Source organism: Marinagarivorans algicola, from assembly GCF_001292705.1.
Lineage (GTDB): Bacteria > Pseudomonadota > Gammaproteobacteria > Pseudomonadales > Cellvibrionaceae > Marinagarivorans > Marinagarivorans algicola.
The window spans coordinates 87949-113198 of record NZ_LGAK01000015.1 but is presented as its reverse complement, the minus strand read 5'-3'; the positions used below and the strand labels follow the sequence as shown (position 1 = coordinate 113198).

14 protein-coding genes are annotated in these 25250 nt (G+C 43.2%); 7 read left to right on the top strand and 7 right to left on the bottom strand.

What is annotated here, in order from left to right; genetic code table 11:
* Positions 1-55: 55 nt before the first annotated feature.
* Complete coding sequence (locus tag AC438_RS06925; protein ID WP_156317017.1) at positions 56-2368, bottom strand: hypothetical protein; 2313 nt, start codon at positions 2366-2368, stop codon at positions 56-58.
* Positions 2369-2940: 572 nt separating this feature from the next.
* On the opposite strand from AC438_RS06925, the gene rpsT reads away from it, so the two are divergent.
* The 3 genes from rpsT (at position 2941) to AC438_RS06910 (ending at position 6494) form a co-directional block, all read left to right on the top strand.
* The gene (rpsT, locus tag AC438_RS06920) at positions 2941-3207 is read left to right on the top strand and encodes a 30S ribosomal protein S20 (RefSeq protein ID WP_053980517.1); all 267 of its coding nucleotides are present in this window, start codon (positions 2941-2943) and stop codon (positions 3205-3207) included.
* Between the two features lie 233 nt (positions 3208-3440).
* A complete protein-coding gene (locus AC438_RS06915; RefSeq protein WP_053980516.1) occupies positions 3441-6065 on the top strand; it encodes a bifunctional diguanylate cyclase/phosphodiesterase in 2625 nt (874 codons plus the stop codon).
* A 228-nt stretch (positions 6066-6293) separates the two neighbouring features.
* Positions 6294-6494 (top strand): DUF2788 domain-containing protein, encoded by a 201-nt coding sequence (locus AC438_RS06910; protein WP_053980515.1) that lies wholly within the window; start codon positions 6294-6296, stop codon positions 6492-6494.
* Between the two features lie 148 nt (positions 6495-6642).
* Here the strand turns inward: AC438_RS06910 and AC438_RS06905 are convergent, their stop codons facing one another.
* Positions 6643-7506, bottom strand: a complete 864-nt coding sequence (locus AC438_RS06905) for a sugar nucleotide-binding protein (protein ID WP_053980514.1) — start codon at positions 7504-7506, stop codon at positions 6643-6645.
* Positions 7507-8384: 878 nt separating this feature from the next.
* Positions 8385-9293 (bottom strand): LysR family transcriptional regulator, encoded by a 909-nt coding sequence (locus AC438_RS06900; RefSeq protein ID WP_053980513.1) that lies wholly within the window; start codon positions 9291-9293, stop codon positions 8385-8387.
* A gap of 478 nt (positions 9294-9771) precedes the next feature.
* Here AC438_RS06900 and AC438_RS06895 point away from each other — a divergent pair, with 478 nt between their 5' ends.
* Positions 9772-10842: a hypothetical protein gene (locus tag AC438_RS06895; RefSeq protein WP_053980512.1), complete on the top strand. Its 1071-nt coding sequence runs from the start codon at positions 9772-9774 to the stop codon at positions 10840-10842.
* Between the two features lie 577 nt (positions 10843-11419).
* Here AC438_RS06895 and AC438_RS06890 read toward each other — a convergent pair.
* Entirely contained in the window at positions 11420-11695 is a 276-nt protein-coding gene (locus tag AC438_RS06890; RefSeq protein WP_053980511.1) for a hypothetical protein, read from the bottom strand.
* A 372-nt stretch (positions 11696-12067) separates the two neighbouring features.
* On the opposite strand from AC438_RS06890, the gene AC438_RS06885 reads away from it, so the two are divergent.
* Positions 12068-12997 (top strand): hypothetical protein, encoded by a 930-nt coding sequence (locus AC438_RS06885; protein WP_156317016.1) that lies wholly within the window; start codon positions 12068-12070, stop codon positions 12995-12997.
* A 201-nt stretch (positions 12998-13198) separates the two neighbouring features.
* Here AC438_RS06885 and AC438_RS06880 read toward each other — a convergent pair whose 3' ends face one another.
* Both AC438_RS06880 and AC438_RS06875 read right to left on the bottom strand, forming a co-directional pair.
* Positions 13199-14857: a PKD domain-containing protein gene (locus AC438_RS06880; RefSeq protein ID WP_053980509.1), complete on the bottom strand. Its 1659-nt coding sequence runs from the start codon at positions 14855-14857 to the stop codon at positions 13199-13201.
* An 84-nt stretch (positions 14858-14941) separates the two neighbouring features.
* Positions 14942-15814, bottom strand: coding sequence for a hypothetical protein (locus AC438_RS06875; protein ID WP_053980508.1), 873 nt, complete (start codon positions 15812-15814; stop codon positions 14942-14944).
* 834 nt (positions 15815-16648) lie between these two features.
* Here AC438_RS06875 and AC438_RS06870 point away from each other — a divergent pair.
* Positions 16649-19222 carry a M1 family metallopeptidase gene (locus AC438_RS06870; protein WP_053980507.1) on the top strand — a complete coding sequence of 858 codons (2574 nt, stop codon included), beginning with the start codon at positions 16649-16651 and terminating at the stop codon, positions 19220-19222.
* Between the two features lie 306 nt (positions 19223-19528).
* On the top strand, positions 19529-22399 hold the full coding sequence (locus AC438_RS06865; RefSeq protein WP_053980506.1) for an ExeM/NucH family extracellular endonuclease: 2871 nt from the start codon (positions 19529-19531) through the stop codon (positions 22397-22399).
* Between the two features lie 455 nt (positions 22400-22854).
* On the opposite strand, the gene AC438_RS06860 is transcribed toward AC438_RS06865, so the two are convergent.
* Positions 22855-24927 (bottom strand): M13 family metallopeptidase, encoded by a 2073-nt coding sequence (locus AC438_RS06860; RefSeq protein ID WP_053980505.1) that lies wholly within the window; start codon positions 24925-24927, stop codon positions 22855-22857.
* Positions 24928-25250 lie beyond the last annotated feature (323 nt).

Genomic DNA, 25250 nt, shown 5'->3' with positions numbered 1-25250 from the left:
ACAGGAAAATACAGGTAAAAAAAAGGCTGCCGAAGCAGCCTTTTTTTTACGCCGTTTACTCAAAAAGATCGAGCGAGCCAAAACTGCCGTCAATGTAGGTCACCACAACACCTTTAACATCGGCTACTTTTTTAGCGCCGACGAAAATAGTACCTGTCACTTCATCACCATCGATAAAAGTGGCCACAACACCGTCTTGGTTGGTAATAATCAGCTTTTGCGGTTCATCGCTATCTTCATCGATTGTTGTCGCTAGTTGCATTTGTACGCCAGGGTAAGAAAATTTAAGGCTCATTACACTTGCCTGCTCAGCCGAGCGCCGCATATTCAATGAAGCCATTACAGCATCAGAAACACCCGCTAAATCAGCATTAAAACTCAGCATCAAGTGCGCAGCAGTAAATTCACTATCACTTTCAGAATCGGTATCATCAGCGTCCGAAAACTCCCCTAACCAGCTTTGGCTAAAATCAATACCCGTACCGTCACCTTTTACGCTAAAGCTTACCGCTGCCGAGTCACCAGAGGTGTTGGTTACACGCCCCCACAAAGCCAGTGCCAGCTTAGTAATTTCTTGCGAGGCCGTACCTGAGTCTTCTCCGCCCATATCGGTCAAGGTGCCACTGGCCATTAACGACTCTAATGTTACTTTGAGCATACCGCTAAAAGTAATTGGGTCGGTAACCGTTGCCGAGACTTGTTGAGCAACATCAGCCATTAGCTCCAGCTCTAAGCCGCTCACTTTAAAGCTGGCAGTTTCCCCACTTGCATCTTCTTCATAAACACTCATCAACTCTTCAACAGAAAACATCGAGCCGTCTTTTACGGTGAGCATTAACCCTGCAACAGAAGCGGTACCGCTAATACCCACATGTCCCATCGCGGTATCCATATCGGCACCGTCCTCATTAGTCGACTCGGTGTGTGTAACATCTTCCATAGCCGTCATATCAATAGCAACCATCGTTGTCATACCACCAACCTCGACACTCACATTTTGCTCTACGGTTAATGACACATGCATTTTAGGCTCTTGTGTGGCCGAGTCAGTCGCCATCATAGGGTCAGTCATTGGAGCAGTCATTGGCACAATAGTCACCATAACGCCTTCATCAGATTCCCAAGAGGTGAGGGTCATATCGCTATCATAAGCATCGTAGGCCATTGCCATAGCCTCAATCGCCACGGCTGTTGCCTCAACCACTTGCTCTAGCTCATCGCTTGAGGCCATATCGGCAGCTTGTATTTGAGTATCAAAAGCGTCAGCCTGTGCGCCCACGGCGACATCATCGGTCAGTACCGCTAAGTCCATGCTATTACTCAAATCACCAAGCACCCCGACAAAGGCTTTTGCTTTTGCTTGCTCGTCACCACTGGTCGTTGGTGTGGTACCTCCTTGAGTGCCTTCATCGGTGGGTTCTTGCGCTAGTGCAAGGTTTGTTAGGTTTTCAAGCACAGTCGTGAGATTCGCTAACTCTAACGTTATGTTATTGGCCGTTGCGCGGTTTTGCATCAAAGTCAGAGTATTGCTCGCCTGCGCTAAAATATCAGCCAAACTAGTCACGGTAGTTGTTTGCGCGTTATCGGTTAAACCGTTTAGCGTATAAGACTGCGCAAAGCTATTCATCGCAGCGCTAATCGTGGTTTGCACACCGTCATTTAACACGGCTTGGATAATCGAGGCGTTTAATAAGTTAAATCGCATTGACTCGTCACTCACACCCACCAAGGCGGCAGAGTTGGTTAAGTCTACGACAGGCAGTGTTGTGAGGCCGCCGAAAAGACCAAAGCGATTAGCTACACTCGCGTTAGCATTGTTAATCAGCATAGTGGTTTCATCCGTCGAGCCCACTTGCAAAGCATCAAATACACGCTCAGCAGCAATATCGGTTAATACACTAACGTTAGTCAGCACTTGCTCAGTAGTTTGAGTGGGTAATACGGCATCTAATGTAAAGTCAGGATCATTGAATGGAAGTGTTTCACCAAAAGCTACGCCTTCACAGCCCATTGCTAAATCACACATCATTGTGGTGGATTCATCCGTTGTTACACGCACGACAAAAGGACTGCCATCGTAGTTGCTATAAGTCACGCTATAGCTACCACTATCATCCGTTTTCGTAGTACTCACAGGCTCAACACTCAAAACACCATTAATAATGGGATGAATGCTGACAATACCGCCAAAAATCAGGCCTTTGGCAGCCGAGCCGTTAATGGTAGCCACTTCAGGCACTGGATCAGTGATTACAGGTGGGTCGATCACGACTTGAGAGCCAGAATTATTATCACTACAGCTACAACCTTGGGTCAGCGATACGGCGGTCAGTGCGGCAAGCATTAAACTACGAGTATATGTATTCACTATCAGTCTCCAGTTCTTCAAGTGATGCAGTGCATCATCTAACACACTACATAAGTAGGGCAAAAATCCTAAAACCTTAAATAGGTTTACAGTGAAAACTATAGGAGTGATTCAAAAAGCCGCCAGCAATCATCTCGAGAAAAAGCCCTTGAGCGACAATTTTTTATCGCTAGCTCTTCTATTAAATTATTCAAGGGCCGCTGTTAAGTTATTTAGAAATAAAGAACTTAAATTAAGTCAGAAATAGAGAGCTTAATAGAAGGTGCGGGCCTTCCATACTGAAAGAGCCACTCAGAATCTTTAATACCGTCACCACATTCACCCATTACCCGACAAAGCGTATAAACAAACTCTTGACACTAAAATACAAACAGGGATAATACCGCGTCCTTATTTAGGTCGCTTCCGTAAGCCCTCAGTCAGTCGGTGCATGGTGTATTCGTCAGAATTTGCTGTCACAAAGGGCTAGCTTAAGGTTAAGTGCATTGGCAATTAAATGAACAGCCAAGCTGTAGCACAGGTTGCAACCACTAAGTTTACTTTGAATTAATTTTATTTGTAGGAGCACTACGGTGGCCAATTCACCTCAAGCACGTAAGCGCGCTCGTCAAAACGACAAAGCACGCGCACACAACGCCAGCCTGCGCTCAATGGCTCGCACTTATATCAAAAAAGTACTTACAGCTGTTGAAGCCGGCAATGCAGAAGAGGCGCAAACCGCTCTTAATGCTGCAGTACCTGTGATCGACCGCATTGCAGATAAAGGCATCATTCACAAGAACAAAGCAGCTCGTCACAAGAGCCGCCTTAACGCTAAAGTTAAAGCGCTTGCCGCTTAAGCCTTAGCGTAAGTAATCTCGGAGTAGCCAGCAACAAGCTTAACTCTCTGATTACCACACATAATAAAAACCGAGCCATTTGCTCGGTTTTTTTTTGCCTTATATTTGATATAGACTGCTCCCTCTTATTCGAAAAGAAAGTCTATACTGTTTTTAAGCTGGCGTTTTTTTACACAGCACTGCCATTTTTAGAGCATAAGCTTTTAAATACACTACCAGCATAAGACCACTGCATGACGCACCCTCAAAACACTGAAGCCGGCCTGCTCACTAAAAGCTACATTGAGCTTGCCAAAGAAGAAACCCTTTGGCAAACCAATCTTAGTGAAGCACTAAACCTTATTGCACAACGCAGCCAAGCAGCCATCAAGGCCAGTCGCTGCAGCATTTGGCTCTTTAACAACAACAAAAAAGAGCTTCGCTGCCAAGTGATGCGCGACGATACCGGCTATGTCCACACCCACGACAAGGCTATACGCTCCAGTGACTACCCGGTTTACATTAACGCGCTAGAGTCAGACCAGACCATTAGTGCGAGCATGGCGCTTAACGACCCAAGAACACAATGCTTCGCCGACAACTACCTCATACCCAACAATATTCACGCACTGCTCGATGCCACTTTAAGGCAAGAAGGTGCCGCCTGCGGTGTTATTTGCTTTGAGCAAACTAACACCCCGCGCACATGGTCACACCAAGAGATCAGCTTCGCAGCCTCTGTCGCCGACCTACTATCGCAACTGTTAATGTTTTACTCCTTGCGCAATAGCGAATTACGCTACCGCACGGTATTTGATAGCACCGGAGACGCCTTAATTATTTTACGATCGGGTAAAGTATCCGACTGCAATGCCGCAGCGCTTAAGTTATTTCGCTGTAACCGCCAGCAATTTATAGGGCAACCCACGCACAAGCTCTGGGCCTTTACGAGCCGTAAAACGCACCACACTTATGAGCGTTTTGAGTGGCTACAAACACGCTGGGACAACACGCAATTTTATGCCGATGTCACCCTCACGCACACCAAACTCGAGCAGCAAGAACACCTTATTGCCTCAGTACGCGATATTTCGGACAAAAAACAAGCATCCGATCAACTCACATCACTCAATTCATTGCATCAGGCCATATTTAACGGAACCAATTACTGCATTATCGCTACCGATCTTAACGGCATTATCCACACCTTTAATCGAGCAGCCGAAGAGCATCTAAGCTACAAAGCCGAAGAAGTCATCGGCCTTCATACACCGTTGATATTCCATTCAAACAAAGAGCTCAATTGGCGCGCAGAAGCTCTCACAAGAGAGCTAGGATATGAACTACAACCCAATTTTGAAGCGCTCGTTGCCAAAGCACGGCTAGGACAAGTTGAAGAGTATGAATGGCAATATCAACGCAAAGATGAAACCCAGCTGCCCATTTCTTTGGCGGTAGCACCACTGCGCGATCAACAAGAGGTTATTTGCGGGTTTTTATTTATGGCCGCCGATATTACCGAGCGCAAACGCGCCAGCGAGCAATTGATTGACTCAAAGCGCGAAATGGAACGCCGAGCCAATCACGATAGCCTTACCGGCCTGCCCAATCGCGCGCGCCTTCACGATGTTGCCGCCATCGCCATTCATAACGCGAGCAAAAACAACAATAAAGCAGCACTAATGCTGCTTGATCTCAATCGCTTTAAAGATATTAATGATACTCTGGGCCATGCTATCGGCGACCAAATTCTCAAGGAGATCGCCAAACGCTTACAAGCCATGCTCATTCGGCACGGTGCATATTTATACCGTCTTGGAGGGGATGAGTTTGCCGTTTTAATTGCCAAGATCAGTGAAGGTGACGAGACCTTATCGCTAGCCAGCTTTATTGATGCCTCACTACGCATTCCTATAGAAGCCGACGGCATTACGTTGGAAATTGACGGCAGCATAGGGATAGCACTGTACCCCGATCACGGGCAAAGTAGCCACGCATTGTTGCGCTGCGCGGATGTCGCCATGTACACCGCAAAAACCAACGCTCAGCCACTGGCTTTTTACGATGCCGCGCAAGATGCTCATAGCCCACGCCGATTAATGCTAATGGCCGAGCTGGGCAATGCGATTCGCCAAAATGAGCTCATTTTGCACTATCAACCTAAAGTCGACTTAAAAACAGGTGAATGTATTGGTTGCGAGGCGCTCATTCGCTGGCAGCACCCCAAATTGGGGCAAGTTCCCCCGTTTGAGTTTATTCCGATGGCAGAGATGAGCGACATCATCAAACCGCTGAGCGAGTGGGTGCTAGTGCACGCCCTAGAACAAACCAAGGCTTGGCATCAAAAAGGCATTCCCATGAAAGTGTCGATCAATTTATCAGCCAGAAATCTCATTGACTACGACTTCCCTATTCTTGTCGAGCGACACCTCAAAGAAAAAGACTTCCCAGCCGAGTCACTCGAAATCGAGATTACCGAAAGTGCACTCATTAGCGACCCCGAACGCAGCTTACATATCATTAATCGCATGCACGATCTCGGTGTTCGCTTTGCGATTGACGACTTTGGTACAGGCTATTCATCTATGTCTTACCTTAAACGCCTACCACTGAGCACACTCAAAATAGACCGTACCTTCGTGCACGATATGCTCAATGATACTCAAGATGCCGCAATCATCCGATCAACTATTAGCTTGGCCCACAGCTTCGACTTAACCGTTGTCGCCGAGGGCGTAGAAGACGCGGCCACCATGATCAAACTGGCAGAGCTGGACTGCGAAATGGCGCAAGGCTATCACATCGCCAAACCTCTGCCACCGGCACAATTCGAAGCTTGGTTTCTCAAGCATCAACAAAAAACATTAAACACTCAATAGCTCAATCAGCACACAAGCCTAGCGCAGAGGAACACACAATCGCAGCTGACCCGAGCTGGCCAAGCAACCCTCTATCAATAGACCTTTTGGTACCCTTGTTAACTGCGCATCAATAAACACTAGCGCCGGGGCAAGACACTGATAAAATAACGACAGTCATAAACGCAAACGCTAAATCAATAGCGCTGTTTTCTAAGGCATGCAAGCAACCGTTATGGGCATAGAACTGTGGATATAGAGCAATTCGAGAAATGGTCAATGATACTAGGCATCACCGCATTAATGGGCTATATGGGCTTTATTATGTGGGATCTTGCTAAAGAATCCAAAGCCGGAAAATTTGGCACACTGATGATTTTTATTGTGCTGGGCTTAGGCGTGCTAGGATTCATCATCAAAACAGTGGTCGTTAAAATCATTGAAAACTAGCCTATACCCAGTCTGCTGCAGAGATAATAGCTAAGACGCCAGCTGATAAGATGGGTCATCCACCTGAGTATCGCTAGCATTACCAACATTCACCTCGGCATAAGTGGTTCATGCACCCTGCTACACGCGCCCTACATGAAGACAGAAGCTAAGGCGCTAATGCAGGTATATAACCGCTCAACTTCACCCAGCGCTGAACAGCGCCTTTTAGGCCGACTCGAAAGCTTCTTTGTTGGATACCAAAGTCATCGACACTGCGCCGCCCACCGAGTAATGCCGAGCGCTGCATCAAATAGCCTGCGCCCTTTACGGCAACCACATTGGCCACGCTAAACCCCTCGGCTTTCAATAATCTAGCAACAGCGTCAGCAAACTCAGCCTCACTACAACTATCACTTGAGCGGATATGAAACACCCCCCAATTTTCGGCACCACAAAATACCTGTTGAATCATAGCCGTTATAGCGCGCGCCACTTCGGGCCACGACATCACAAAACCAGCCACCTCATCCGATACCTGTAGCTCATTAGTGCCCAAAAGCGCCTTACACGCACGGTCAAGCAACCCCTCATCTTCGAGCGCAGCACTACAAGTAGTTAAGGTCCAAGGCATACGCAACACCATATTGCGCTCACCCTCTAAGATAATATTTTCAGCCGCTAACAACGACAAGCCTAATGGCTCACTCGACTCAGGCGTCACACCTTCTTCAATATTACCCTGCTGAGTATCAAAGACCTGATATGAGGATAGATGCATTAAAGGAATCTCTCTCGCTACGCAGCTTTGAGTAAATCGCTGCAAGCGCGCCTCATCAAAATTAAGACTAAAACCAGCATACACAACACAATTAATTTTTTCGGCTACCCAATAAGCCGACAGCTCACGTTCACTCAGCTCAAGTAAAGATGTACCTTTATGCAATAAAAATAAAGAAAGCGGCTCAAAAGCTACCTCTAAATCACTATAAAATGATGCCGAATCGGTCACCACTAATACTCGAAAAGCCAAAAGTGTTATCCTCAATACTCATTTAATTATGCTATAACGGTGTAATCGAGCCGATACAGGCCGCACAATGATTTACCCACACCTTGCTAGGCACCGCTCAAAGTAACGTACACTATGATTTTATTGAGCGATACAACGTAACCTCAAAGTTTCAAAACCCTTCGGTTAGCGGTTGTACATGGACTGCCGGCACTAAAGAGCAAGGAAGGTATACTATGATTAAAACCATCATGTGCTCTTCATACCAACCACCTCATGTACTCTTCATGCCAACTAAAAGTGCCACTCGGAAACCCTTTAAGACGGTAGTCCGTACAAGAGAGCGGGCAAACCACTCAGTCGGTTAATCACAGTGGTTTTATCATAAAACAGACCAAAAGTGTTGAGTTAATTCTAATATTGTTCCATTTCCAGGGCCTGCACTACGAAAGTATTGACTACCGAGCATAAAAATAGAATGTCGCCATTTTTAGGGGCAGTAGCCACTTAACGCTAATGAGTCCTGCCCCCAAAAAAAGTATAAAGACAACCATTAAAAAGCTAGTTTTTTGGTAACTATTCAGCCAAGCTGAAAAAATTCACCAGATAATATACTGGTGGATTATTTTCTGGGTATTTAAGCACCCGGCTTTACAGGAAAAGCAAGGATTGAACAATGCAGGAGCCAACTGACGAGAGTGTGATATAGCGCCCGCCCCAGCATGGGTGCGTGAGGGTAGCCTTTGCGCCTGTATAGGGGTATTCACGATTAGACTTTAGAAGCACAAAGTCGAAGAACGTAAAGTCGTAGATGGCTTGAGCGGTCCAGACAATGATTCACTAGTGCACAACTGCAGTGCGCAACTTCAGTTCACTCTGAAGAGTGACGTTACGATAAGTTATTCTTGCGTATTAATAAATGGATTTCCCCTGAGCCGTTGCGCAGCTAAATCAATAAATGAGCGCACCTTTGCATTCGCCCGTCGACCTTCAACACTGACTACATTCACTGGCAAAGACTCTTCTTCATAGCCGGTTAGCACGGCTTGAAGCGTGCCCTTTTCTAACTCCTCACCAACCTGATACGACATTAAGCGTGTAATACCTCGGCCTTCAATGGCCGCCTGCAAGGCTACGACATTTTGGTTACATATTAATCGAGGGCTGAGTTTTAGTAGCTCTTTTTTAGCGCCGTTTTGGAATTGCCAGGTGGTGGTGCTTTCGAAAGTGGCAGGGAAAATCAAATCATGTTCGAGTAAAGCCTCTGGGTATTTAGGTACACCACGCCTCTTAAAATAGCGAGGTGAGCCACATACAATACGCCTAACAGTACCCACCTGAGTAGCGTATAGGTTTGAGTCTTTTAAATGACCAATGCGAATAGCAACATCAAGCTCTTCCTCTAGTAGGCTTGTGACCTTGTCATAAAACATCGCTTTCACACTAACCTGAGAATATACACTGAGGTATTCATTAATGATGGGCATGACATGCTTTTGGCCAAACAAGATGGGGGCGGTGACAGTCAGGGTCCCAGAGGGCGTACTGTAAACCCCTGCTGCCGAAGCTTCGGCCTCTTCCAAATCTTCAATAATACGTTGCATATCATTAAAAAAGCGCGTGCCCGACTCCGTCAAGCGCACCAAGCGCGTTGTGCGATTAAGTAGCTTAACCTGCAAACGTCCTTCGAGCTCCGCGATTGCCCGCGTTGCCGTGGGGGCAGACATACCAAGCACATCGGCTGCCAAGGAAAAACTCTGCTGCTTAGCCACCTCAATAAATACCTTGATAGCTTGTAATTTATCCAATGGGGGGGACTCCTTTTTAGTGAAACCCAAGTAACTATTCAGCCAAGCTGAAAATATCATCAGATAGAGCGCTGATAGATTATTTTCTGAGCATTACGCAGAGCCTGGCAGAGAAAGCAAGCGTTAGACCGTGCAGATGTGAACTGTCGAAGAGCACAAATGGCTTAAACGACTCAATTAATGATCCATTAGCGCACAGTTTCAGTACATTGAATAGTGGCATAGATTATTTCATTTTTGACAAATATGAATTTCATTAATCAACAATTACTTCACAAGGATACAGCCATAAACTGTGCCCAATCATCAAAAGCACAGACATTTAGGCCTTCTATTTTTAAGTACTCTATTGCTGACATTATGAACTTTGCTCGAGTAACCGTGACTCTTAATACACTCGCTCCCTCGGTAGCACCGATCATTAAACACCTAAACTCAGATCATTAACGCCATAGCTATGAAAAAGGAAAACCACCTGATGTCTGTTAGCTCTTTAAGCTGTTTGGCCAAGGGCGAAAAAGCCATGCCAGCCGCCCCCTTCATTGATGCAGGCGGGGGCCAATTGCACCTTCCCCAACACTACATGACCTACCGTCACAATCTGGGCAGCGTACGTACAGTGTTAAGTAAAATTACCTTTACTGACGATGTACTCTTATTCGCAGCCACTGACGACATGGGCCTATATTTGCAAGTAGGTATCATTGGGCATGAAAACTATCAAAAGCTCGATACCCATTATCCACCTAAAATTGTTTATGGTCGAAAATGGCGCATTGATACCGATACCCCTACCTCAGAAATTATTCAAACGGCCATGCTGGCGATTAAAAAAGTAATGGAGCACGAGATACGTGAACTTCTCACCCTAACAACACCCAATAAAGCCACTACCACACAAGTACGCAGCGCGCCACTGAGCAGCCATCAAGATATGGGCATGCTACAAAAAGCAGCGAAATATGCCCTAGGGATAGTCACAAAAAACGCCCCGCGAAGCAACACTGAACAGGCATTAATTGACCAGTTAAGCAATATTCACTTTGCTAATCATCATTTGCACGTTGCCCATTATACGGCGCTGAATAATAATCGCGCCTTTATTGATCTCAACATGAAAAAAGACAACGCTGCATCCAGTCAGATAGCATTACCGGCAGCTTTTGAACACAAGCAAGTGTCGATTATGGTTAGGTTAGAAGAAATTAGTGGCATTATGTACACACTACTCGATGAACTAATTGCAATCAGTGACCGCTACGTCGAAGAACACTTCGCCTATGAAAATTTTTATCGCTTTAGCCGCACCATTTCACCTGCATGGCTTGCCCAGCAGTCACTGGTAAGCCGACCCTACACACAGCACATGCAAGATAAAATATTCAAGCGCACATTCGAAACACTTAACTTCGCCACCGATACACAACGTAAACCCGATCTGGGTAGTGGCTTGCTTGCTGAAATCAATACCCAAAAACTCTTACAGGTAGACAATTTAAATGGTCACTTGCCCAAGGGTTTTACTAACGCAAAACTGAAACAGGCGTAAATTAAAAATTCACCTCCCATAAAAAATATACAGGATGACCCACGCGGAAAAAACGGCGTTCTATTAATTTTAGCGTCCTGATTTCGCTTGCACTAAGGCTTTAAAAGCAATAATTTTTAGCCCACCTATGTTGTATTCTTCCTATGATCAAGCAGGATAAAAATATATGCACCAATATAATCATCGCTAAAACGACTGTACCGTTGCCAAGCACTGAAAAACTCCTCAACGAGGGGAAAAAATTATAGTTGCCACGGTTATTACTGACGACGAAATGGGTTGGTCACAACATAATGGGCGTAAATCATTGCACGATGAAATAATTAACTCTAAGTAAGGTCAAACAAGTCATTTTAATGGTAGTCATTACTAAACCTTAAAAAAACCTCAGCGACAAAACATCGCTGAGGTTTTTAAGGTTTGCATCACACAACAATTGGATCATATCAAGTGCCTTCCCGAGATTGTTGACCAACTATTTGGGGGGGGAGAGAATACTTTAGCTTTGAGATTGTGATGAGCAAGTAAAATGACTCTGTATTTTTATTTATCCCCACGAATACAACACACTAACGGATTACCCTCTTTTAATACGTACCACTTTCATGACTTCAAAGGGTATACCCGCCACCACTTTTTCTTCGGCGTAATAGGTCATATTAACACGTGCACCTTTTAAGTTTTGATAATGACCTTGGCGCTTAAACTTAAAGGGCGCATCACAACCTTCAACCATTAATGAGTGCAGTACCCAATCACCATCATCACGCTGCGTATGTGAGATAACCTTCATCAAATCAGAGTGAATAAGATTTTTATTTTTTTCAATGAGCTTTTTAGGGTCTGATTGCATAGTATTCGTCTATATTTCAATGAGTTAATGACTGTCATTATACAGATAATATATGTACATATAATGTGACAAATTAGCTAGATAGCATTCAATAGTGTAAAGTTAACCTCATCAAATACTACTCGTAAAACACTTCTCAATATCGGAGCAAAAAGCGGCCGTAATCACCTACAGGCATGCAAGGTACACCCTACTACAAAACATCATTCACGCAAGTCACTAAAAAATGGAGCTATTATATAGCTTGTATATTATTCCGACAGTGGCTAAGCCATTAAAACTACTTTACTCTTACCGATAAACAATGTACAAAAACCAACAATTGAGCCTAGATATTCATCTGCAACATATAAAAATCACGAGTAATTCTCATTGACTAACTACCCCAAAATATACTCAGACATACCCACCATCTTAAGATTTGTTGCAATTTCATTAATTGTAGCAGGGCACTTTAAGCTTTTTGAATATGGCGGTGGTGGCGCTTATTTTTTAATGGTGATGGTTGGCTACAACATAGCAACATTTAAATTAAATAAGATTTTGACCTCAAACAGTGTATTACCGATAGCCATAATGATTGTAAAGGTAATGATACCCTGCATGATTTATACGCTTTTACTGCATATATATTATGGGCCGCTAAGATGGCAAGATATTTTAATGGTGAGTAATTTCACACCAAATATGCACCCCAATGGATTCTCTTATTGGTTTATCGAAGTTTATATTCAGCTACAAGTAATTTTACTCGTTATTTTATCAATAAAGCCTATACGTAAATTTTTATTGGTAAAAACAAACACAGCATGCATACTATTTACATTAGCCTCTTGCGCTATTTTCTTATTAAGCGAAGCCATTTGGGATGCCGATCATTTAATGCGCAGGGTACCTTGGCTCATGTTATGGCTGGTAGCGTTTGGATGCTCTGCACGCTTTACTGAGTCAACCCTTGATAAATCGTTAACATTTTTAGGTTTTGTATTGATGTCTTATATAGTTTACGGACACTTTAATTATTATTTAATTTTAAGCTATTTTTTACTAATTATTAAAATTCCTGTTGTTTTACCAAAGACGTTAATGACGCCAATTTACTATCTTGCTGCGGGCTCTTTATTTATATATCTTACCCACTTTCAAGTAAAATCTATTTCAGAAAAAATAATCGGTAATATGCCCCTAGTAAGCACTTTTATTGCACTTTTAATAGGGGCAAGTCTTTTTCACATTTATAACAAATATGTAAACAAGCCGGGTTTAAAAGCATTTAATGACTGGCGCCTTAAAAAACGCTAACTCTGCCACTTCCTATCGGAGCAACTCATAGATATGAGCTGCTATTAAAAAACCTTTAAACGGCACATTAAGATATTGATCTTTTGACGTCATATGGCATAACAAAATATAAAAAACCTGCAATGCAGGTTTTTTTATTACTCATATTATGTATTTTTTATATTACCGTATACATACACTGCGATATAGAGATATTCATGTTCAATCCCAACCACCTCCCCAACCATCACCTGTAATAGTCACTGGAATAGTAGTATTCACACCATTTTTATAACTAACTTTTACCTGATAGGTTCCGGGCCCAGGATAGGTATGCGCTAAGGATTTAGTCGTTGCTACATCCTGTAATAATGAGACACTACCATCTCCCCAATTAATACTATAATCCACAGGAAATCGAGATGCGTAGCGATTAACACAAGATCGAATACTAACAGGTAGTGTAATATCTAATTGATTGGCTATCACTTGCGGCCGCAATAACGGTGTAAAAGCGCTACTACCGGGCTGTAAAAAATCAACAAACAATAAATCTTTAGACCAAAGCGACCAATATTTAGGCCTTAATATATATGTACCGAATATTTTCGCCTCACCTGTAACGCCCACTTCAAATGCAATAGTACCTAAAGCAGCAGCCACAGTCTCATTTGTACCATTGTTGTCACCGTCTTGGCATAAGTTGCCATAGTAACCAAACAATTCAATAGGAAAGGCTGGTTTTACGCCGAGCTGAAGATACAAAAACCATTCCCCATACAAATAAGGTTTGATGGCAACATGCACATAAGGCTTAAAGGTGACAGTAGCACTTACTGAAGCTCCGATACTATTGCTTAAGCCTTGACTAAGATTTTGATGATTAGAGCTATGCTTTGTACAACCAGAGCCGTTACAAGAGTAATGCAGATTCCCTTTGAAATGTATCGCTTTATAGGTTGCCACCTCTCCTTGAGCTGTAAATCTAATGTCACCAGTACCTACTTCAATAGGTAATTTACCTGCAAGACGAACAGGAATAGGCCCTACTGCAAACCAAAAATCAAATACCTTAGGCTCGGCAATTTTCCAGTTATAATTGCCAAAATTCTTAGCTACTTTACCAATAATCGAGAAATTACCTTGAGCATCGTAGTTAGCTTTAGCATCTAGGTTATTAAACCTAAACTTATAAGGTATACAAATGAAATTTCGCTTATAACGATAATCTAATTTCAAATCAATATCAGTATCAACATCGAGGCTACCTTTGAAATTTAATGTCGCAATACCACTACCAATTCTTTTATTATGAGAAAACTTTTTATCTACATCCTTAGTGAACCGTTTGTTTTTATTACGCCATCCACTGCATCCAAATAAGCGACGCGCATTCACATCAGCCGTAATGCCACTCAACGCCTTATCCCCATCGGGAAACTTCCTCTCCTCATCAATAATCGCCTGCATATTAAATTCATCAATATATGCCTGACCCTGTGCCTCTGTTGTAATAGTTGCGCCACGCTTATCAATCACCCAGGTAAATTGTGGCTCATCTGCTGCTAATATATTTTTAGCAGCAAACGGCGCACTACCCCATGCACCACCCCAACTATCAACTTCTTGTTGAATATCGAGTAATTCACTTAATGGTAACCCTGCCTCAAGGTAAGCATTTGTTGCTCCCTCAACATTATTAATATAGAAAAGCTCAACTGATCGCGACTGACCATTATCATCAATATAAACAATTTCTCTTAGCTGATAGCCGTCACCAGCAAGCAACACATTATCTACATCCACTTGAGCAACAGCTAAAACCGATACCGAGACCAGATACATCGATAAAAACGCAATACATTTTACTAACATTTTCATTTTGACTCTCCAGAGGTAAGGCATAGTAAGCACCATACCTTACTAAACTATATAAATGGACTGTATGAATAGACTAAATCAACACTACCAACCACCACCCCAAGAAGGGTCTTGGCTCTCAGGATCACAACCTTCAGTACACACTTGAGAGTCACCAATTACTTTGGCTCCACCACCCGAAAGAACAGCTGCATTAATCAGTGCCTGCACTTCCGTAGTTGCACTCACGGCCGTTTTTTCCGTTGATCGAGACAGAGTAGGCCACTCATATTTCTCGAGTGAACGATCTTGCCAAATACTGCTATCTTGTAGAGCGTCTTCGCCTTGCAAGGCACTAAGCTCTTGACTGGTCGTTAAAGCGCGTAAACCCACGTTACCATTAGCAGCTTGCAAGATAGTCACATTAAAAATGATTGGCGGTGGAGTAGTTAATCTCGGCACAATATGATTATTAATATAATCAGGAACCCCTCCACCACATTGCGTTGAGCTATTTTCGCTGGCATCAGTCACCAAGCCAACACGTCGCTGCGTTGCGCCTGCAATGGCTTTTAATTCATCCATACTTTCGCACAACGCATCACCCAACGATGTAGCACCACTACAAGAAACCGCATTAATCTCGGCCGATATACTTTCAAACAAAGCTAGACCGGGGCCAGCATAAGGATTTAAACCGCGTACATCACTAAAGCCCATTGTTATTGAGTCTAGCTGCCCAGGACCAGCAAACGTTTTAACATTCAGAAAATCCGCGCGTAAAATGCCGGTACTGACTGTTTGTAAAAATAATTTCTTGCCATATTCACAGCGTGTTTCATTACTGGCCGCTCTCGTAATATTCATCGAGCCAGTTTTATCAAAAAGAGCTGTAGCATAGGTATCAGCAAAGGAGGGGTTAGCAAGTGAAGTAACCCCCACAAGAAAAGCACTTGATGCAATCAATTTAACAGACATATTATTCTCCATTATTGCGATTAAATTTATAAAAATAATTTTATTAACTTACAATAAAAATATCGAATCGAAGTATAAAACACTTCAAAATATCTTTATCAATACAACTCTATGCAAGTAAAATGTCATCAATACTAACAATATGGCAGCATTAACATCATACATTTACCCACCAGAAAAATAATAGCATGATAAATAAATAACATGTTTAATTAAAATAATATAAAGACACTTAAATATCTATTAATTTAATAAGACATTTATTGGACTGATCAGTAAAACTCCCTTTGATATCGACGAAGGCTTACACTGTACTCGCGTATGCATTCACTAGACTATATAAGACCCTAAAAATAATTGCCCCCCCAATACTAGACAAATAATTCAGTACTGGGCATATCAGGCTCGTTGTCGCTTAAAAGCCAACTCCACCAGAGGGCTGGCTTGTAAGCGACAACATATAAGCTGTAGGCATTAAAGTAATAGGCATTCAGCCTTATGAGCCAGCTGTAAAGCCATGCCACTGTGAGCTCTAAACAACCAACTAAACACCCACTTCGCGATGCTCAACTCAGTACAAGCTTCGCCTCTTGAACACTACCACCTGCACCTCGGTGCCATACTCAAGGGCGCTGCAAACTCTCTGTAGATCTATTTGACTCACACAAAACGCTGACCGTTTACTCATCCCGTATGGCGTAGGTATAATCAATTAGCTTATTTAAATATCGGCCGAAAAACTCAAAAAACACACATAAAGCACACATAAAGCACACATAAAGCACACATAAAAACCTAACTGTGCGGCTTTCAACAATAAATATAGGAGTTATTATGTTTCTTAAAAGCCTATTGGCAGTAAGCGTGGCGCTGGCCACACAAGACATAAGTGCCAACGAATACGTTATTGAAAAACTCGCCAAACCCAGCTCACAAAAGGTGTCCCTCACACTCGACCCCAGTCAAGAAACCTTCACAGGCGTGACCGAAATTAGCCTTAAGGTACTTAAGCCTACTCAATATATTGAGCTAAACGGCCTCGCCTACGCCACCACAATGGCGCAGTTAATGGGTAAAAAAGACTGTGACCTAAGTAGTGAAATGCTCAAAACCGGTAAAGTAAAGTTTATTTGTGACAAAGAAATAAAACCCGGGAAATACACACTAAGAATTGATTTTACAGCCCCTTATAACCGCCAAAGTGTCGGACTATATAAAACCTTGGATCAAGGTACACCCTACTTATTTACACAGTTTGAAATGAGTGATGCGCGCCGTGCATTTCCTGTTTTTGATGAACCAGAATATAAAATTCCGTTTCAATTAACCATTACAGCGCCAACATCACAAAAAGTGTATGCCAATACACCCGTGCTGAATACCACCGTACACGGCGATATGACCACCCACTATTTTGATAAAACGCCACCTATTCCTTCATATCTTGTTGCAATGGCTGTGGGCCCATTTGAAGAAATGGCTATTGAAGGCATGCCCATTCCTGGCCGTGTTATTACACCACAAGGCAAAATTCATTTAGCTGAATATGCAAAAGACAATATGCCGCGCGTTCTTGCCGCTTTAGAAGATTATTTTGGTATTCCATATGTATACCAAAAATTAGATTCTGTCGCTGTACCTGAGTTTCCTTTTGGTGCGATGGAAAACTCAGGTTTAGTCACCTACCGTGAAGATATTTTATTAGTCGATTTGGCTGCCGCAACACGCAGCAAAAAACAGCGTAACGTATCCATTATTGCTCACGAATTGGCGCATCAATGGTATGGCAACCTCGTCACTATGCAATGGTGGAACGACTTATGGTTAAACGAGGCCTTTGCAAGCTGGATGGCCGCCAAAATCACTAAGCAGCTTAACCCTGAGTTTGAATCGCACCTAGACCTCCCTCAAAATAACGTTATGGTGCTAGATGCACGTTTAAGCACTAAGCCTATTCGCAAACCCATCAAAACCGAAGCCGACATTATGGATGGCTTAGGCTTAGCCTATAGCAAGGGTAGCTCGGTATTGGCAATGGTCGAAAACTGGATTGGCGAGGAAGCATTCCAAAAGGGTATTCAAAAGTACCTTAAAAAGTTTTCGTACAAAAATGCTGAAGCAGCCGATTTATGGCAGGCATTGGGTAAAGCATCCAACAAAGATGTAGCGAGTGTTTTAAAATCATTTATTGAGCAATCATCTTTCCCGCTGATTAAAGTCACGCAGCAAGGCAAGCAGGTGACTGTCTCGCAAAGCCGCTTTGCCAATGCCGGCGTCAATGCACCAGCACAGCTATGGAACGTACCCGTTGCCATTAAATATGGTGCGGGCGATCAAGTTAAGACAGCCAGCGTATTACTCAATCAGCAAAGTCAAACACTAGACTTAGAATTTGAACCCGAGTGGATATACCCTGATCAAGGGGCTTTGGGTTATTACCGCTGGATTATGGACGATACGCAGCTTGATGCCTTGATTGCAAACGCCTCGACAAAACTGACCGATCGCGAACGCCTAGCTTTATTATCAGCCGCTGATGCGCTTCTTGATGCAGGTGTTATTTCGGCGGCTAAATTAATGCAAATATTAGAAGCCTTTGTCGGTGATAGTCATCCGCGTGTAGCCAATACCGCATTAAACTACTTAGCCTCGCAACAACGTACCTTTAAAGATAAGAGTAACGAAGATTTATGGCCTAAGTTTATTCGTGACGCGGTCACCCCTGCGGCGCAAAAATATGGCTTAGAGGCCAAAGCCGGAGAAGATGGTGCCGTGGCGCAACTTCGTGCTGCGGTTGTATCGCGCTTAGGCTTTGACGGCGAAGATCAAGCTGTCATTAAAACAGCGCAACAACAAACACAAATCTACTTAAAAGATCCGCAAAAGGTAGACCCTTACCTAGCAAGCACTTACTTAACACTCGCGGCTTTTCATGGTGATAAAGCGTTACTTGACCAATTCATGACAACCTTTAAAACCACTAAAAATCCACAAGTACGCACTAACATGCTCACGGCAATGGGTTATTTTGGTCAACCTAAATTACAACAGTCAGTACTCGCTTATAGTTTAACCGATGAGGTCACCGCCTCTGATATGCGTACTATTTTAGCGGGCCAAAGCTATACCGATGAGCGTCAAGCACTATTTATAGAGTGGGTATACAGTCATTACGATAAAGTCGCGGCTAATTTACCACCGTTTTTTGTGCCCAATTTGCCACACTTTACAACCGTGAGCTGCGATGCAAAAAGCTTAGCTAAAACGCAACAATTCTTTAACCAAAAAATCGCCGAAGTCGCAGGCTTTAGCCGTACGCTAAGCAAGCTAGAAGAAAGCGTTAACGACTGTATTGCCCTTAAAAATAGAGAGCTTGATTCGGTCAATAGCTTTTTAAAAGATCAGTAGCATCGCAATAGCTACTTAAAAATAATAACTATTCAAATTCGTCACTTGATAGTTAGCACATAGCCGCTGCGCGTAATGCCCAGCGGCTTTTTTATATTTATTGATAGGTGCGCTTTGTAACACAAAATGCTTAGACAAGAATCTCTCAGATCAGGTTTTTTAGCTTGACTCATAGTGGCAGGTTAAACACCTAAAACGCATATTTATTAAATCTGACTGTCACAAAAATATAATAAACTCGTTATTTAAACGTCATGAATTTCTGCTCTCATTGCGCTCTCTTTATTCATCATTCGAGAAAGTACTATGACAGCAACCTTATTGAAAGGGCTACTTACAACGAGCTTAATGGCGCCTCTCGCCTCAGCTGAACTTATCATTACCAGTGTATACGATGGGCCGCTCACAGGTGGCCTCCCAAAAGGGGTTGAACTGTACACCGACACAAGCATTAGCGATTTGAGCCAATATGGTTTAGGCTCGGCCAATAATGGCGGCGGGAGTGACGGTGAAGAATTCACATTTCCACCGGTGGCATTAAGCGCTGGCGAATATATTTATATTGCCAGCGACGCCGAAGGCTTTACAACCTTTATGGGCTTTGCCCCCGATTACGTCACTTCGGCTATGGGCGTTAATGGCGATGATGCTATTGAACTATTTAAAAATGGCACTGTTACTGATGTTTACGGGGATATTAATAAAGACGGTACAGGTACCGAATGGGACTACACCAATGGCTGGGCATATCGCATTGACGGTGCTGCAAATACTGAATTTGATATCAGTCAATGGTATACCAGCGGAACAGGTGCACTCGATGGCGCAAAAAATAATGACTCGGCTATAAACCCTATTTCTTTAGCCTCTTTTAGCAGTACCATCACCCAACCTGAGCCAGAATCGCTAACCGATATTACGCTCATCTCCAGCATACAAGGCAGCCCCGCCAACCACAAAAGTAATCGGTTTGGCGAAACCGATGTTAGCCCGCTGATTGATACGCGCGTCATGGTAGAGGCTGTTGTTGTAGGTGATTTTCAAGATAGCGATGAGGACAGTCAGCGCAATTTAGGAGGGTTTTACCTACAAGAAGAAGATAACGATACCGACGATAACGCTTTAACCTCTGAAGGCTTATTTGTAAACAGCCAAGGTTTTGATGTTAATGTCAATGTAGGCGATAAGGTGCGGGTAACAGGTACAGTTTCGCAATCGTTTGGTGAAACTCAGCTCAGTCAGATTACCGATATCACTCTTGTCAAAAGTGATCAGCTTTCATATATAACTCCCGCTATCGTATTACTAGAGGATAGTCGCGCTGTAATAATTGATGGTAACGGGAAATATCAGCCAGACCTAGAAGCCTTTGAAGGGATGCTAATCACCATACCCCAGACACTCACCATTATAGAGCAGCACAGACTTGACCAATTCAATGAGATTGGGCTAACAGCTGGTGATCGTCCTTATCAATTCACACAAAAAAATACGCCCGACGCTGAGCTTTATGACCTAGCGCAACGCCAGTTAGGCGCTACACGCATTATGTACGATGATGGCCTCAACGAGCAAAATGCGAACATTAATCACCTTGATGGTTTTGCTGAATACACAGAAGCATCAGCTAAACGTATGGGTGATACTGTCGAGTCTTTAACGGGGGTTTTAGATTATAAATGGGCCGGTGGTAGTACATCAAAAAGTACATGGCGTATTCGTGCTCACATTGACGGTATCAACACCTTTAGTTCAAGCGAGCTGGGTAATTCACCCAATCCTCGTCCATTAATGCCATCACAACCTTTAGGCAACTTAAAAATTGCCTCAATGAATGTACTTAACTTTTTTACAACACTGGATGATGGGAGTACAAAAACTGCCGCAGGTCATTCACCACGCGGAGCAGATGATCTCACTCGCTCACAAGTACAACCTGCCAGTGCAGAGTTTGACCGACAAATCAAAAAGTTACGTAATGCCATACTCGCATTAGAGGCCGATATTATTGGATTAGTTGAAATAGAAAACGATTTTGACCCTATCAACGATAACTCAACGGCTATTGAAGTTTTAGTTAATACATTAAACGCAGAAAGTGCCCATGCACACTATGATTATGTGTATCCCGGTAGTCAATTTGTGGGTAGCGATGCCATTGCTGTCGCTTTTATATACAACACCAAAAACATTATGTTAACGCCCAATACACAAACCGCAATACTCGATGACGCCATTGCTTCAACGCTAGCGCCGTTTAGCCAGCATGATTTTACCGCCGATCCAATCTTTAATGGCCCTAGTACGAACCGTGTATCATTAGCCGCAACTTTTACGCACTTGCACTCTAACGAGCCAATTACGGTAGTGGCTAACCACTTTAAATCAAAAGGAGGGTCAGGCTTAACCGATACTAACTCCCCCAATTTTGATGCTAAAGATGGTGCCGGTTTTTGGAATGATCGCCGCTTAAAGGCAGCCACTGCTGTTAGTGCTTGGTTAGCGACTGCACCAACAGGCAGCGACACACAAAAACAAGTCATATTGGGGGATCTCAATGCTTATGCCATGGAAGCGCCGCTTCAATATTTAATCAATAAAGGTTTTAATAATGTTGAGGATTCACAGGCTTACTCCTATGTTTTTGATGGGCAAATAGGTACGTTAGATTATTTACTAGTCAGCGATGCGTTAATGGCGGCGATGACTTCGGCCAGTGTATGGCATATTAATGCCGACGAAGCCGATGCTCTAGATTACAATTTAGATTATAACAAACAGGCGTATTACTTTAACGGGGAAACCGCCACTCGCAACTCTGATCACGATCCAGTCATTGCAGGGTTCTGGCTACCAAGCAAGCCCCAATACACGCCCTTAAAACCTTTATTGCAAAAAGCAAAGTACATACAGACCATTATGGGCAAAGGTAAGAACGATCTCTGGCAACGCTTTAATTTATGGCAATTTTCACAGCTTACGACGCGTATCGATCGCGCCGTAAAGCGTGACAATACACTGGCTGCATGCAAAAATTTAATTACCTTACGCCAACGCATGGACGGCAAGAAAAAACCCAGTGATTGGGTTAAAGGCCGCCACCGCTTAAAATTATTAAAGCATATTAAAAATAACCAAAAGGCGTTGAAGTGTCGGCAAGTAATTAACTTTCATTAGAAATAAATATTTTGTAACTATTCAGAGATACCGAAATGAGGCGCTAATGAATCGTTGTCTGGGCCATTCAAGCCATCGGCGACTTTGTGCTTCTCGGCTTTATGCTCTTGTAACATCGATGTTTGCATATCCTTATGCAGGTGTAAGTCTATCCCTATGTATTCATGCTGGGGCTGAGTGCTTAAACACCCCAAAAATAACCATCGGCACACTCACAGGTAAGGTTTTTCAGCGAGACTGAATAGTTGCAATATTTTTATCATAAATAAAAATAACGAAAAAATATCAATATAACAGGAGACTACAAAGAAAAGCCCCAGCCAGCTAACACTGACAGGGGCTTTTTTATTGCAAAATAGACAACTATTTAGAGGTGCCGAGTTGGATTTTCACGATTCACTGGCTGGGCCACTCGCATTTGCGGCTTTGCGTTTCTCGGCTTTGTGCTCTCAACTCTACCAGATTTTTACACGATCTTCTGGTTTGATATACATTTTATCACCTTCTTTTACATCAAAAGCTTCATAAAACTCAGGGATATTAGATAAAATGCCAATCACACGGTAATGACTCGGCGAATGGGGGTCTGTCATTAAACGATTGCGTAAAGCTTCGTCACGATATTTACGACGCCAAATTTGCGACCAGCCCATAAAGAAGCGTTGATCACCGGTATAGCCCGCGATAATAGGCGCTTCATTGCCGCCTAGCGACAACTGATACGCTTTATAAGCAACGCTTAGGCCACCCAGATCACCAATGTTTTCACCCAATGTTAACTCGCCATTAACGCTAGCATCTTCAAAGGGAGCATATTCATTATACTGAGCAACCAGTGCGGCACTGCGCTGCTCAAATTGCTTAAGATCGGACTCGCTCCACCAATTGCGTAAGTTACCGTCACCATCATATTTCGCACCTTGATCATCAAAACCATGACCGAGTTCATGACCAATTACACCACCAATAGCGCCGTAGTTAACGGCGTCATCGGCTTCTAAATTAAAAAATGGGGGTTGCAAAATAGCCGCTGGAAATACAATTTCGTTATTAACTGGATTAAAGTACGCATTAACTGTTTGTGGCGTCATATGCCACTCAGAGCGATCGACTGGTTGACCAATCTTGGAAATCATATCTGCATAAGACCACTCGCTATGACGTACATAATTACCGACCAAATCATTAGCGCTAATCGATAGGTCAGAGTAATTTTTCCATTTGTCAGGGTAACCTATTTTAGGTGTGAATTTACTTAATTTTTCTTGTGCTGCAATTTTAGTTTCGGGGCTCATCCACTCAAGAGCTTGAATGGCTACACCATAGCCTTTAATAACATTATCAACCAACTCTTCCATGCGCGCTTTGGCTTCTGGTGGGAAATGATCTCTAACGTACGCTTTACCTAAAATTTCACCCAACACATCATTAGAGGCTTCTGTGGCTTGCTTCCAAAGAGGTGCTGGCTCTTCGATACCGCGTAATGTGGTACTAAAAAAGCCAAATTTCAGATCGGCCATCTCTTGTGTTAATAATTGCGCATAATTATTAATAAAATGAAATTTTAAATAATTTTTCCATAGCGCTAAATCCGTATTTTTATAAATACCTGATAGTTTTTTAAAGTAGCTGGGCTGGCGTACAATTAACTCATCGATACTCACGCCTGCGGCGTTAAAGTACGCAACAAGATCAAAGTCGCCCAATAATTGATTGGCTTGGGCTACTGTCATTTTGTTATATGACTTAGTGGCATCTCGGCTTTCAACGCGACTCCACTGCGCATCTGCCATCGCCTTTTCAAGCGCTACAATGCTCTTAGCAGTGCGCTCAGCATTCGGGATGCCGGCTTTCGTTAAAACATTGACAATATACTGCTGATAAGCCGTGCGGATTTTTGTGAACTTTTCGTCATTTTTTAAATAGTAATCTCGATCAGGTAAGCCCAAACCCGACTGGTAAGTGTACAGAGCATACTGACTCGAGTTTTTCGCGTCATTATTAATGTACCAGCCAAACGGTAAATCGCCACCTTGCTTTTGAATTTTAGCCATCAGTTTCGCTAAATCAGCTTTTGACTCGACCGCATCAATGGTATTTAAAAAAGGATTGAGCGGTGTGATACCCAAGGCTTCGCGGGTCGTAATGTCCATATAGCTTTTAAAAAAGGCACCTAACTTATACTCGTCGGAACCTGCTGTAGCTGCGGTATTCGCCGCTGCATCTTCAAGCACTGCTTTCATCGCCTTTTGCGAGTCATCATATAACTGCGAAAACGAGCCATAGTTTGATTTATCGCTCGGTATCTTAGTTGTGGCTAGCCACTGCCCGTTCACGTGATAATAAAAATCATCTTGTGGGCGCACACTTTTGTCCATATTGGCCAATTCGATGCCCAGTGCTAAAGGCTTGGCGGCCAAGTTACTCGCTGAGGCGGTATCGGTAACGGTTGTCGCAGGCTGCTGACTACAACTTGCAAGCCCGAGCACCAACGCAAGGCTTGTGGCTGTAAAGGTGATTTTATTCATAATACTTCCGCTTTTTGATTAAAATGTATACAAATCAATAGACTGATTAATAGATCAGCCTAATACAGTTTCTATACGGTGTGTCATTGAAAAACAAGCCGATTATAAACAAACGCACATCTAAAACAATTGACTATCTTAATAGTGCTCGCTATTAAAATAGTCACCACCGGCTCCAATGGACTAACTTGAATATTAAGCCCGTTTTTAATGGGTAATCTGTTAGCAGCAATGTGATTGCTTTAATTACCGGTGTGCATCACTGGTGCCGCCGCGCAGTGTACTCAATATCGTCATAAACCAATGCTCACTCGCTTTTAGCA